Raw genomic sequence first — 12,900 nt, 5'->3', positions numbered from 1 at the left:
AGCCCGCTTGCGGGCGATGCTCTCGCGAATCCCGAATCCCGGCTACGAAAGCATCGCCCGCAAGCGGGTTCCTACGGATACGGCGAGCCGTCCTTGTGCGTGTAGACGCCGGCGGCGCTGTCCCAGTGCAGGTCGATGTCGGGGTAGTGGCAGCGGTCGTTCGCGTGGCGACTGCCGATCTCCAGATAGACGGCTGTTTGCGCGCTCCGGTTGACCAGGTGATGACCGTCGGAACAGTTCTTCGGGAACGCCGCGAACTCGCCCGTGTGCAGCGGCTGCTCGCCGTCGTCGGTGATCAGCACCAGCTCGCCGGACAGCACGCAGACGAACTCGTCCTCCTCGGTATGCCAGTGTCGCTGGCTCGACCACGTGCCGGGCGGAAGCCGGGTGAGATTGACGCCGAAATCGACGAGGCCGCCGGCATCGCCCAGCGCCTGCTTGATGCGCGCGCCGGCGAGTGCGGCGAACGGCGGCGGATAGCCGGAGCCCTTGCGCTCGGGCACCTGGTTGATGTCGATCTTGGGCATGGTGGTTCTCCGGAGTGGACGGCGATTGTCCATCGAACGCATGCCGCCCCGTGAATGAGCGCTTTCTGTACACGGGACCGGCTACAGTGGGCCACGTCGCGAAACCGTGCGTGGAGGACGGAATCATGATGCGTCGCTGCGCTGTGCTCGTTCTGATGCTGGGCTGGCTCGTGCCATTGGCCTCGCTGCACGCCGACGCTCCGGTCGCGGGCACCACGGCGGCGCCTTCGGCGATGGTGGCGCGGATCACCCTGGACGGGCCGATCGGACCGGCCGCGGCGGAATACTTCGACGATGCGGCGCAGCGCGCGGTGGCCGACGGGGCGGTGGCGATCATGTTGCAACTGGACACCCCGGGCGGGCTGTCCGAGTCGATGCGCCAGATCATCGGCCGCATGCTGGCGCTGCCGGTGCCGGTAATGGTCTACGTGGCGCCCGGTGGTGCCCGCGCCGCTTCGGCCGGCACCTACATCCTCTACGCCGGGCAGATTGCCGCGATGGCGCCGGCCACCCACCTGGGCGCGGCCACGCCGGTATCGCTGGGCGGCGCCACGCCGTTGCCGTTGCCGGTGCCGAAGGCGGAGCCGGCCAAGGCCGGCTCCGCCGCACCGCCCGCGCCGGACGAGGCTGGCGGCAGTGCCGAATCGAACAAGGTGCTGAACGACGCGATCGCCTACATCCGCTCGCTGGCGCAGCTGCGCGGCCGCAACGCGGCCTGGGCCGAGCAGGCGGTGCGCGGTGCCGCCACGCTGACCGCCAGCGAGGCGGCGCAGCAACACGTGATCGACTTCGTCGCCAGCGACGTGGCCGACCTGCTGGCGAAAGCCGACGGACGCGTGGTGCGCGTCGGCGAGCGCCAGCTGACCCTGCAGCTGAAGGGCGCCACCGTGCGCGACTACGCGCCGGGCGCGCGCACGCGCTTCCTCGGCATCATCACCAACCCGACCATCGCCTACCTGCTGCTGCTCGGCGGCATCTTCGGCCTGGCGCTGGAGGCGATGCACCCCGGTGCAATGCTGCCGGGCATCGTGGGTGCGATCAGCCTGCTGGTGGGGCTGTACGCCTTGCAGTTGCTGCCGGTGAATTACGCCGGGCTGGCGCTGATGGCGCTGGGCATCGGCCTGCTGGTGGCCGAGGCGGTCAATCCCACGGTGGGTGCGTTCGGCGTGGGCGGGCTGGTGGCCTTCGTGATCGGCTCGGTGATGCTGATGAAGACCGGCGTGCCCGGCTACGCGGTCAACCTGGGCGTGATCGGCGGCATCGCGGTGGGCTTCGCGGCGCTGCTGGGCACGGTGGTGTGGCTGGTTTTTCGCGCGCGCCGCGCACCGCCGTTCGGCGGCGAGGCCGCGATGGTCGAGGAAACCGGCCGCCTGCTGGAACCGGTGACCGCCGACGGCGAGAGCTGGGCGATGCTGCACGGCGAGCGCTGGCGCGTGCGCTGCGCGGTCGAGCTGCCGGCAGGCGCGGCGGTGCGGGTGGTGTCGCGGCAGGGTTTGCTGTTGCGGGTCGAGCCGGCCGCTGCCGTCGCGGCCGTCTGAGATTTTTGACAGGAGAAAACCATGTTCGGATTCGTCGGTGTACTGATCATCCTCGGCATACTGCTGCTGTTTGCCGCGATCAAGATCCTGCCGGAGTACCAGCGCGGCGTGGTGCTGACCCTGGGCCGCTATACCGGCACCAAGGGCCCCGGCCTGGTGCTGCTGATCCCGGTGGTGCAGCACATGATCCGGGTGGATCTGCGCGTCACCGTGCTGGACGTGCCGCCGCAGGACGTGATCTCGCGCGACAACGTCTCGGTGCGCGTCAACGCGGTGGTGTATTTCCGCGTGGTCGACTCGGACAAGTCGGTGCTGGAGGTGGAGAACTTCCTGCAGGCCACCAGCCAGCTGGCGCAGACGCGGCTGCGCTCGGTGCTGGGCCAGCACGAGCTGGACGAGATCCTGTCCCAGCGCGAGTCGATCAACCACACCTTGCAGGTCACCCTGGACGAGGCCACCGACCCGTGGGGCATCAAGGTGATGAACGTCGAGATCAAGGACGTCGACCTCAACGAGACCATGGTGCGGGCGATCGCGCGCCAGGCGGAGGCCGAGCGCGAGCGCCGCGCCAAGGTGATCCATGCCGAGGGCGAGTTCCAGGCCGCCGAGAAACTGCGCGATGCCGCCGGCGTGCTGGCGCAGCAGCCGCAGGCGCTGCAGTTGCGCTACCTGCAGACGCTGGCGGACATGTCCAGCGGCGGCAAATCCTCCACCGTGGTGTTCCCGCTGCCGCTGGACCTTATCCGGCCGCTGATGGAGGCATTCCCGTCGAAGCAATGAAACTGATCCGCGATGGTGGTATCAATCCGCTGAAGTCTATGGCGGGTGATCTGCCGCCTGTGGCAGTATGAAACGCGCAGTTGCGGATGCGCTGCACAAACCATTCCAAGGGAACTATCAATGTCGAACATTATCGATCTACTCGAAAAGATTGGGCAGGATGCAAGGCTTCGTCACGCCTCATCCGACGATATGGATCAAGTCCTCACACGTGCTGAAATTGATCCAGAGGTGCAGGCTGCGATCTTGGCCAAGGATCAGTCACGCCTGGAGGACTTGTTGGCAGCAAGTAACGTCTGTCTGGCGCTAATTCCAAGTATCGAATGCTTGATGCTGATTGGCACGAATACAGATGAGGACGATCGAGACCAGAGGCAGTGCGCCTGAGTGGAGACACTGAGATAGTAGACACGGCGGTGGCTTAGCGCCTCTCGCAGCGTTGCACGGTGTGGAAGCTCTTGCGGTCAGATCAAACTGATTCAGTCGTGCGGTATCTGAAAAGACGCAGGCTATGCCTGCGTCTTTTCGCACCAGAACAAGCTTAACCGAAGCTTGGCAGGTGTACCCAAGTGTCTCTCAGATACCTCGCCGTTCACCCTGAGCGTAGGCCTGTAGTAGGGCCGGAGTCGAAGGGTGATGGCCGGCGCGCGCTTCGACCGCGCTTGCTATCGCAAGCTACGCTCAGCGCGAACAGTCATGGTTGGCTGAGTTTCGTCGCTAATCAGGTAATCCCATGAGTTTTTCATCAAGCTTAAGGGCAGACAATAAATGAAAGAGCTAGATCCTACGGGTAGCCTGGTCTGCGTGGGCCTGGGCATGACCCTGGGTTCGCACCTCGGCCCGCTGGCGCGCAGCTACATCGAGCAGGCCGACGTGGTCTTCGCCGGCCTCTCCGACGGCGTCGTCGAGCTGTGGCTGCAACGCATGCATCATGACGTGCGCAGCCTGCAGCCGTACTACCGCGAGGGCAAGTCGCGCATGCAGACCTACCGGCAGATGGTCGAGGCCATCCTCGCCGAGGTGCGCGCAGGCAAGAAGGTGTGCGGCGTGTTCTACGGCCACCCGGGCGTGTTCGCCTGGGCACCGCACAAGGCGATCGAGGTGGCGCGCGGCGAAGGCTATGCCGCGCGCATGGAGCCGGGCATTTCAGCGGAGGACTGCCTGTACGCTGACCTGGGCATCGACCCTGGCCGCGTCGGCTGCCAGCACTACGAGGCCAGTCAGCTGCTGTTCTACCGGCGCCGGATCGACCCCACCGCCTACCTGGTGCTGTGGCAAGTGGGTCTGGTCGGCGACCAGTCGCTGGCGCGCTTCTCCACCGGCCCGGCCTACCGGCAGCTGCTGGTCGAGGTGCTGGCGCGTGACTACCCGCTGGATCACCCACTGACCATCTATCGCACACCGACCCTGCCGATCCACGCGGCACGCATCGAGCAGTGCACATTGGCGGGTCTGCCGCAGGCGGAGATCGACATGGCTGACACCGTGGTGCTTCCGCCGGCGCGGCCCCTGGAGGTGGATGCGGCGATGCGGGCGCGGCTGGCCGAACTCGATCAAGCCGAATCCGTCCGAGCCTGAGATCGATGTCCATACCGACACCGGAAACGCTTTCATGCGAGGCCGAGCGGCCGCGCCTGCGTCCGCTGGAGGCAGGCGATGAAGCCTTGTTCCATGCGCTCTATACCAATCCCGAGACCATGCGTTACATCGACGAGCCTTGGACACCAGTGGCGGCTGCAAAGCGGTTCCGGGAAGTCATTCGCCGCCAGGGCAAATCGCCCCTTTGCGGCCGCTTCCTGATCATTCTGGGGGGCAGCGCCCAGACGCCATTGGGTATTTGTGGCATGACACACTATGATCCGGTGACCATGCGGATCGAGGTCGGTATGGTGCTGCTGCGGGAGGGACGCCGATCGGGGATCGGGAGAGGAGCATTGACGGCCCTGGTGGATCTTGCGTTTGAAGAAGCGCAGGTCAACGAGGTGTACGCTCGCTTCGCTCCGCAGAACGTGGCGGCCAGGAATTTGGTGACCCGCATCGGCTTTGAGCCGAGCCGTGCAGTCAATAATGGGGAACAGACGTCGACCATGAGCGAATACTCAGTTTCCCGTTCGATATGGTGCATCGACAAGACGACAAATATTCAGGGGTAACCAATGTCCAAAGTGATCGATTTTCTTGAGCGGATGGGTCAGGACGCGCGACTGCGCGCTGCACCCTTGGAAGAGGTGCAGCTTGCGCTAGAGCAGGCGCAAGTTGGCCCCGAGGCAAGGGCTGTGATTCTGGCCGGGGATCAGCAACGCTTGGATGCGTTGTTGGAGGGACTCAATGTCTGTCTGGCGTTGTGTCCGGCGGAGGAAGAAGAGGATGGGGGTACAGAGGAAGAGCCATCCAGAGAGGACGACGAAGAGACCGCGTCCAAGTCCCTGTCCCACGTCGTGGCGTAGGCGGACTGGATCATGGTCTACCGAGGCAGCGGCGTCTTGGTGTTCCTCGCCGGGTGTGCGCTGTCTTTTCGCTTGTTCGCGGGGGTATCTCCGGAGGTTACTGGTGGCACGGCCGAAGTACTGCTCAAGCAGGCGGATGGCATCAAGACGTCGAATCAGGGCGAGTTCACTGCGTTGCTGCGGCGCTTGGGTGACGGCTCGCTTGAATTGTCCCAGGAGCAGCGGCTGTATCTGGAATACCTCGAGGCTTGGCAAGTCGCCTACCGCGGTGACTACAAGACTGCGATAACTTTGCTTGACCGGGTCATGGCTCAGTCCGGTGACCCGACCTTGCGGGTTCGGGCAGGCTTCACTGCGGTCAACATACTGGGCATCGCAAGTCGCTACGAGGAGGCGTTCGCGCAATTGGATCCGCTGGTGGACCAACTGCCCCAGGTTGCGGACAAGGAAACTCGGCTGACGGGCCTGAGTGTCGCCGCGCAGTTCTATTCCGAAGCCGGGCAGTACGATCTGGCTACGGACTATGCAAACAAGCTGCTCTCGGAAAATCCGGTTGGTCAGGGGGCCTGCAGGGGCAGGTATTTCAAGCTGGAAGCCCTCTTCAAAAGCGGCCAGTTGCGGTCGGTTGGCGAACAATTTCGCGACGGTGTCGAGGTGTGTGCGAAAGCAGCCGAGCCGATCTTCGGAAATCTGATCCGAAGCTATGCCGCCAAGGCCGAGCTGGATCAAGGCAAGCCTGACAATGCCATCAAGCTCCTTCGGCAGGGATACGCGGAGGTAAAGGAAACACACTACCCGCCTTTGATCGCTCTCTTCGATGCAACCTTTGCGCAGGCGTTCTGGAAGGTGGGGGACCAAACATCGGCGAGGCGTTTTGCGCAAAGTGCGATCGATAGTGGAATAAAAAACGAGTACACGGAACCGCTGGTTACTGCCTATCGGTTGCTGTATGAACTGGACAAGCAGCGGGGGGATTTGGCGTCGGCGCTTGCCTGGCACGAAAAGTACATGGCGGCGAACAAGGGCTATCTGAATACTGTCAGTGCCAAGGCCTTGGCTTATCAGACGGTCGCGCAGCAGGTACTGACCACGAAGATGCAGGTCGACACCCTGGCCGAGCAGAACAAGATCCTGCAACTGCAGCAGGCGCTCGGCAAGAAGGCGATGGAGGCCAGCCGGTTGTGGATCATCCTGCTGGTGCTGCTGCTTGGCTTCATCGGATTCGTCGCCTACCGGATCAAGCGTTCGCAGCTCAAGTTCATGAAGCTGGCGCGACGCGACGGGCTCACCGGCATCTTCAACCGGCAGCATTTCGTCAGCGAGGCCGAGCGGTTGCTGCAGTACTGCTGCAAGTCCAATCGTGATGCTTGCCTGGTCCTGCTCGACCTGGACCACTTCAAGCTGGTCAACGACACCCACGGTCATGCGGTGGGCGATCGGGTGTTGAGGCGCGCGGTCGCGGCGTGCCAGGCGCACTTGCGTTCCACCGACCTGTTCGGGCGACTGGGTGGCGAGGAGTTCGGCATGCTGCTGCCTGAGTGCAGCCCGGATCAGGTGCTCGCCCGGGTCGAGCAGATGCGCCTGGCGATCGCCGCGGTATCGATCGGCGAGGGCGGCGCGATCGTGACGGTTTCGGCCAGTTTCGGCGTGGCGTCAGCGGCAGCCTCGGGCTATGAGCTGCGCCAGCTGATGACCGATGCCGATGACGCGCTGTACGAGGCCAAGCGCGAAGGCCGCAACCGGGTCAATCTGTCGACGAGTCGCGGGGCGCAGTTGAGCCTGGTGTGAGTCGGCCGGCCTCCCTGCGTGTGACGCGTGTTGTGACGACCATCGTTTTGCCCACGGGAGCCCACCGATGCGCACCATGAGTTTTTTCCTGCCTGTCGCCGTTTGCCTGGCCGTGCTGTCGCCGCCGGCCGCCGCCGGGGAACCCGCCGCCGATTCGGTAACGCTGGCGCCTGCGATCAACGCCACCGATTTTGCCCGCTACGAGAAGACGCTCAGTTCCGACGACTTCGGCGGGCGCAAGCCCGGCACGGTCGGGGAGCAGCGCACGCTGGATTTCCTGATCGGCGAGTTCAAGCGCATGGGCCTGCAACCGGGCAACCACGGCTCGTGGTTCCAGACCGTCCCGGCGGAAAGCACCCTGCTGCTCAACGACAAGGTGAAGCTGCAGATCACCGCCGGTGCGCAGCACGTCAGTTTCGCCAACCAGGACGACATGGTGGTGCAGACCCTGCAGGGGAAAGCGCAGGTCGACTTGAAGGACTCGCCGGTGGTGTTCCTCGGCTACGGCGCGGATGCGCCGAACTGGCACTGGAACGATTACAACGGCGTGGACGTGAAGGGCAAGACGGTGATCGTGCTGGTCAACGATCCGGGCTTTGCCAGTCGCGATCCGAAATTGTTCAACGGTCGCGCCATGACCTATTACGGACGCTGGACCTACAAATATGCCGAGGCCGCGTTGCAGGGCGCGGCGGCGTGCTTCATCGTGCACACCAGCGACGCGGCTGCGGGTTATCCCTTCACCGTGCTGCAGAACGGCAATCGTGGTCCGCAGCTGAGCTTGCCCTCCAGCGTCGATCCCGCGCCGCGCCTGCCGGTAGCCGGCTGGCTCACCCATGCCGCCGCCACGCGCCTGTTCGCCGCCGCCGGCAAGGACTTTGACGCGCTCGCCGCGGCGGCCGCGAAACCGGGGTTCAAGGCCGTGCCGCTCGGCGCGACCGCCTCGATCAGCCTGAAGAACAAGATCGGCCACTTCGAATCGAAGAACGTGCTGGCGATGATCCCCGGCGACTACAAGCCCGACGAGGTGGTGGTCTACACCGCGCACTGGGATCACCTGGGCACCGATCCGTCGCGGCCGGGACACAAGGTGTACGGCGGTGCGATCGACAACGGCACCGGCCTGAGCATGCTGCTGGAAATCGCCGGCGCTTTCGCGCAGCAGCGCACGCCGCCCGAGCGCAGCATCCTGTTCTTCATGCCCACGCTGGAGGAATCGGGCCTGCTCGGCTCGCAGTACTACGCGGCGCAGCCGGTGTTCGCGCTCAACCGCACCGTGGCCGACATCGCCGTGGACGCGCTGCCGATCATCGGCCGTGCGCACGACATGACGGTGATCGGCAAGGGCCAGTCGCAACTGGAGGACATGCTGGCCGACGTGCTGAAGAGCCAAGGCCGGGTGATCTCGCCGGAGACCACGCCGGAGAACGGTTTCTACTTCCGCTCCGACCATTTCAATTTCGCCCGCGCCGGCGTGCCGGCCATGCTGGCCAGTTCGGGCCTGGATTTGCTTGACGGGGGCGAGGCGGCCGGTCGCAAGGCGGCGGAGGATTACACCGCGCACCGCTACCACACGCCGAACGACGTATTCGATCCGGCCTGGGATTACTCGGGCATCCTCGAAGACACCCAGGCGCTGTACGAACTGGGCCAGTACCTGAGCCACGCCGGCGTGTGGCCGGCCTGGTATGCCGACAGCCCGTTCAAGGCCAAACGCGACAAGATGATGGCGCCGCCGGCCAAGCCGTAGGCACGTTTCGCCTAGTTGCTGTAGGAGCGCACCCTGTGCGCGATGCTCTTCGGCCACGCGGCAAAGGCATCGCGCACAGAGTGCGCTCCTACAAGGAACCCGCGCATCGTAGGGCAGGCACGGCCCGCCGGCTTTTGCTTTTGCCGAATCCCGAATCCCGAATCCCGAATCCCGAATCCCGGCTCAGGAGCATCGCCCGCGAGCGGGCTCCTGCGCGGGTGCCCGGCTCAAGGTTTCGCGGGCCCATCCAGCTTGTCGAAATGGACGATGGCGTTGAGCACCAGCGGGTAGCTGCCGATGGTCTCGCCGCGCCACATCGGGTTGCTGGCGAACAGCAGCACGTGGCCCTTGCCGTAGCGCGCGTCCACCACGGCGGCGCGCTCGGCCATCTCGCTGCCATGGTCGAGCAGGCCGGCGATCAGCAGCTTGTCGGCAGCGGCGAAGCGCAGGATCACCTTGGGCCGCTGGTCCGTCGGAATCACCCAGGGATTGTTGCGCAGCTGCTCGGCGTTGAGCGGCGTGGCCTGCCATGGCTTGACGTCGGGCAATGTCTCGGGTTCGACGGCGGCGCGGCCCTCGGGCGTGTCGGTGTCGTGCGGGCCACCGCGGCCGGTGGCGCGCTGGAAATCCTTCGCGGTCGGCAGGCCGCGGTCGCCGGTGATCAGGTTGGACACCTTGAACGATTGCCCCTCGGCGCTGTACATCGCCAGGTCGTCGCGCGTGTAGCTGGCGGCGATCGGGCTCTTGCGGTCGACGAACTGCGCCTGCAGCACGCTGCCGACCACCTTCAACTTGTCGGTCGGCGTGATCGAGACGCCCGGCGCCAGGCCCACGTCGATCGCGAAGCGCGCGCTGTCCTCGGCGGTGATCAGCAGGCCGCCTTCGTGCACGAAACGCTTGAGGTTAACCACGCCGGATTCGCCCAGGCCGGGTCGGATGTCGTCGGTGCTGTCGATGCGGCCGATGTTGGGCGTCAGTTCGGTGGTCTTCCACGGCATCGGCTCGCCCCACATCGGCAGGCCGTCGATGATGCGGCGGCTGCCGGTGCCGCCGATCGGGCCGAACAGGATCACGTCGTACTTCGCGCGCAGGTCGCCGAGTTTCGCCACGTCCTGGGTGCTGATGTAGTCGTACTTCACCTGCAACCGGTCCAGCGCCATGCGCCACCAGCCCTCGGTCTGCGTGCTGAGCCAGGTGTGCATCACCGCGATGCGCGGGAGTTTCGCGTTCGGCAGGTCGATCGCGGCCAGCCCCGCCGGCACGTCCACCACGGCATCCAATTTGCGCATCGGCGCCTTCAGAATGGCATTGTCGGTGACGCGCACCACCTCCACGTCGAACAGGTCGCCCATCGACCAAGCGGTATCGTCGTAGGGGTGCTGCTGCGGATCCTTCGGCGACCAGTACTGGCGATCGAGCAGGGTGTCGGCGATGCGCGAGTAGGGCTGGTCCATGCGCACGACGATGCTGCCGGCTGGGAAGCGGCGCGTGTCAGCCTTCTTTTCCTTGCCGTCCTCATCCCTGGTCGCCGGCAGCGTGATCTTGATCGCTGCGGTGCTGCGGCTCAGCTCCACGTGCTGGCGTTGCAGGATGCGCAGCAACTGCGCCTGCGAGCCTGGGCGCGCGTCGTCAGCGGGGAACACGTAGGCGGCCGGGCCGGCGTTCTGCGGCTTCTCGATCGAGCGCTTGCTCTTCAGGTAGTAGTTCTTCAGGAACAGCTGGCCGTTGTCGGAGAAGTACTTCAGCGCGGTGAGCAGGCCGGTCTGCTGGTAGTTGTTGTTGTTGCGCTGCGACCAGGTCACCACCGGCAGCGGCGGGTTCGGCTTGTACCAGGTGCGCTGGTATTCCTCCGGCTCCAGGATGCGCTTGACGGTGTCGGCGCCGTCGTTGCCGAAGGTTTCGTAAAGCCGGCTGATGCCGTTGTGCATGGCGGCGATGAACATCAGGTAGCCCGGGCTCCAGGTGTCGAAGTCGCCGTGGGTGAACACGCCGGGCATGCCGAACTTGGTCATCTGCTGCACGTTGTCCCAGCCCAGCTGTTGCCATTCGCCGGTGAGGATGGGATCGATCCAGGCGTTGTACGGGCCGTCGCCGACGGTGTTGTCGTACAGGAAAGGCACCGACTCGTGCAGGTCGTGCAGCACCTGCGCATGCCATCCGACGAAGGTGTCGGCGACGTTGCGGGTGAGGTTCAACGTCATCGCCATCGCGTCGCGGTTGTTGTCGTGCGCCACGTAGTGGCCCCAGTACAGCAGCCGCGGATAGTTCTGGTCCGGGTGGGCGCGGTGCCAGTTGTAGCGGTCCACCTGGCGGTCGCGGCCGTCGACCTCGACGATCGGCGTGATCAGGGTGATCACGTGCGAGCGGATGTGCTGGATGTACGGCGCGTCGTCCACCGCCAGCCGGTAGGCCAGTTCCATCAGCGCGGTGGGCGAGCCGGTCTCGGTGGAGTGGATGGTGCCGGTGATGTAGTAGACCGGGGTGGACTGGGCGATCAGCGCGTCGGCGGTAGCGTCGTCCATGGCGATCGTGCGCGGGTCGGCCAGCTTGGCCAGGCGCGCGTTGTTGGCGTCCAGCTCGGCCAGCAGATTCTCGTCGGCCACCGCCACCGCGATCATCGGGCGGCCCTCCTCGCTCTCGCCGATGGTGAACACCTTCACCCGCGGACTGGCCGCAGCCAGCGCGCGGAAGTAGCGATAGACGTCGGTCGAGTAGGGCAGGTAATCCGGTGCGCCGGCGATGTGGCCGAGCACCTTCAGCGGCGTGGGTACGGTGGCCGAGGCGGGCAGGTAGTCGGTCAGCGGCGAGTTGAACTGCGCATCGGTGGTGTCCTTCAGGATCTGCGCCGTGTACGCCTGGTCGATCGGCTGCGCCGGGTCACGGGCGTAGGTGATCGAGCCGTTCGGATCGGTGGCGGCGAAGACACTGCAACTGGCCAATGCCAGCAGGGCGATCAGCGGCAGGCGGCGGGCGGGCATGGCCATGGTTTCCCCTTCGGCAACGTGGCAACGGATTGCCGCACTGTGCCAGAAAGGAGGCGCGCGTGCCGCGCCCCTGTTTCATCGCCGATGGCTTGCGAGCTTGCCTCCGGGTGTTCCTTCCGGAGGCGCGCGAGCGGGCGTCGACCGTTCCACCCGGAGGAATCCATCGGCCTGCAACCAGTCGCGGAATTCCTCGATCCAGTGGTCGCTGCTGGTGCCCTGGTGCAGCATGCCGAAGCCATGGCCGCCGGCGCTGAAGACGTGCACCTCCGGGCGCGTGCCGGCCTTGAGCAGGGCATCGCGGAATTGCGCAACGGCGCCGCGGGCGATCGGATCGTCCTGCGCCCAAGCCATGAACACGGGCGGCAGCTTCGCCGGGATGGCCGGCATCGTGCCGAACGGGGCGCCGTAGATCAGTGCGGCGAAATCGGGCCGGGCCGCTGCATCGGCTTGCAGCAAGGCGCCGCTGGCAACCATGCCGCCGGCGGAGAAGCCGACGATGCCGACCCGATCCGGTGCCAGCCGCCATTCCCGTGCATGCCGGCGTACCAGCCCGATCGCCTGGATGGCATCGGCGATGCCGTAGTGGCAGGCCTGGTCCATGTCCAGGTCCTTCGGTATGCCTTGCTCGCGTTTTTGCTGCGTGCGGTATTTCAGTACGAAGGCGGCAATGCCGCGGTGCTGCAACCAGCGTGCTACCTCGTTGCCCTCGCGATCGATGGCCAACGCGACGCAATAGCCGCCCGGCGCAACGATCACTCCGGCGCCACTGGCCTGGTCGGGACGGGGCAGGTAGACGGTCAGCGTGGGCTTGACGACGTTGATGATGACGGTGCCGGACGGGGTGTCGTGCGCCACGATCTCGCGCTGGGTCCAGTGTTCGGACCCCGGCGCGACGCCGGGCCAGAGTTCCAGCGTGCTCTGCGCGCAGACCATGCTGGTCAGCAGCGACAAGGCGACTGCCATGCAGAACCGCGGATGCCAGGCACGTTGCACGGGTCCTCCGGACGGTTGCGGCGGCTTTGGCCGCGTCGGGCAGGTATCGTCCTCCGCTGCGGGGTGGCGTCAAGTGCCTGATTTCCGATCGAA

At 65.5% G+C, this 12,900-nt stretch carries 11 protein-coding genes; 8 read left to right on the top strand and 3 right to left on the bottom strand.

What is annotated here, in order from left to right; genetic code table 11:
* Positions 1-71 precede the first annotated feature (71 nt).
* Positions 72-527, bottom strand: a complete 456-nt coding sequence (locus tag B1991_RS00940; RefSeq protein ID WP_136256826.1) for a cupin domain-containing protein — start codon at positions 525-527, stop codon at positions 72-74.
* A 125-nt stretch (positions 528-652) separates the two neighbouring features.
* Between B1991_RS00940 and B1991_RS00935 the strand changes: the two genes are divergently transcribed.
* The 8 genes from B1991_RS00935 to B1991_RS00900 all read left to right on the top strand — a co-directional run bounded on the left by B1991_RS00935 (position 653) and on the right by B1991_RS00900 (position 8,830).
* Complete coding sequence (locus B1991_RS00935) at positions 653-2,065, top strand: NfeD family protein (protein ID WP_136256825.1); 1,413 nt, start codon at positions 653-655, stop codon at positions 2,063-2,065.
* Between the two features lie 21 nt (positions 2,066-2,086).
* Positions 2,087-2,845, top strand: a complete 759-nt coding sequence (locus tag B1991_RS00930) for a slipin family protein (RefSeq protein WP_136256824.1) — start codon at positions 2,087-2,089, stop codon at positions 2,843-2,845.
* A 120-nt stretch (positions 2,846-2,965) separates the two neighbouring features.
* Entirely contained in the window at positions 2,966-3,232 is a 267-nt protein-coding gene (locus B1991_RS00925; RefSeq protein ID WP_136256823.1) for a hypothetical protein, read from the top strand.
* A gap of 381 nt (positions 3,233-3,613) precedes the next feature.
* Positions 3,614-4,423 carry an SAM-dependent methyltransferase gene (locus tag B1991_RS00920; RefSeq protein WP_210772067.1) on the top strand — a complete coding sequence of 270 codons (810 nt, stop codon included), beginning with the start codon at positions 3,614-3,616 and terminating at the stop codon, positions 4,421-4,423.
* A 5-nt stretch (positions 4,424-4,428) separates the two neighbouring features.
* Entirely contained in the window at positions 4,429-4,998 is a 570-nt protein-coding gene (locus B1991_RS00915; protein WP_136256822.1) for a GNAT family N-acetyltransferase, read from the top strand.
* Positions 4,999-5,001: 3 nt separating this feature from the next.
* Positions 5,002-5,292 carry a hypothetical protein gene (locus B1991_RS00910; protein WP_136256821.1) on the top strand — a complete coding sequence of 97 codons (291 nt, stop codon included), beginning with the start codon at positions 5,002-5,004 and terminating at the stop codon, positions 5,290-5,292.
* A 12-nt stretch (positions 5,293-5,304) separates the two neighbouring features.
* A complete protein-coding gene (locus B1991_RS00905) occupies positions 5,305-7,080 on the top strand; it encodes a tetratricopeptide repeat-containing diguanylate cyclase (protein ID WP_136256820.1) in 1,776 nt (591 codons plus the stop codon).
* A 76-nt stretch (positions 7,081-7,156) separates the two neighbouring features.
* Positions 7,157-8,830: a M28 family peptidase gene (locus tag B1991_RS00900; protein WP_246031014.1), complete on the top strand. Its 1,674-nt coding sequence runs from the start codon at positions 7,157-7,159 to the stop codon at positions 8,828-8,830.
* 227 nt (positions 8,831-9,057) lie between these two features.
* Here B1991_RS00900 and B1991_RS00895 read toward each other — a convergent pair whose 3' ends face one another.
* Positions 9,058-11,814 (bottom strand): M14 family zinc carboxypeptidase, encoded by a 2,757-nt coding sequence (locus tag B1991_RS00895; protein ID WP_136256818.1) that lies wholly within the window; start codon positions 11,812-11,814, stop codon positions 9,058-9,060.
* A 75-nt stretch (positions 11,815-11,889) separates the two neighbouring features.
* A complete protein-coding gene (locus B1991_RS00890) occupies positions 11,890-12,807 on the bottom strand; it encodes an alpha/beta hydrolase (RefSeq protein WP_136256817.1) in 918 nt (305 codons plus the stop codon).
* Between the last annotated feature and the right edge of the window lie 93 nt (positions 12,808-12,900).

It is taken from the genome of Rhodanobacter lindaniclasticus (assembly GCF_004799035.1).
GTDB lineage: Bacteria > Pseudomonadota > Gammaproteobacteria > Xanthomonadales > Rhodanobacteraceae > Rhodanobacter > Rhodanobacter lindaniclasticus.
The sequence above is the reverse complement of the archived record's forward strand: the minus strand, read 5'-3'. Positions and strand labels throughout refer to the sequence as shown.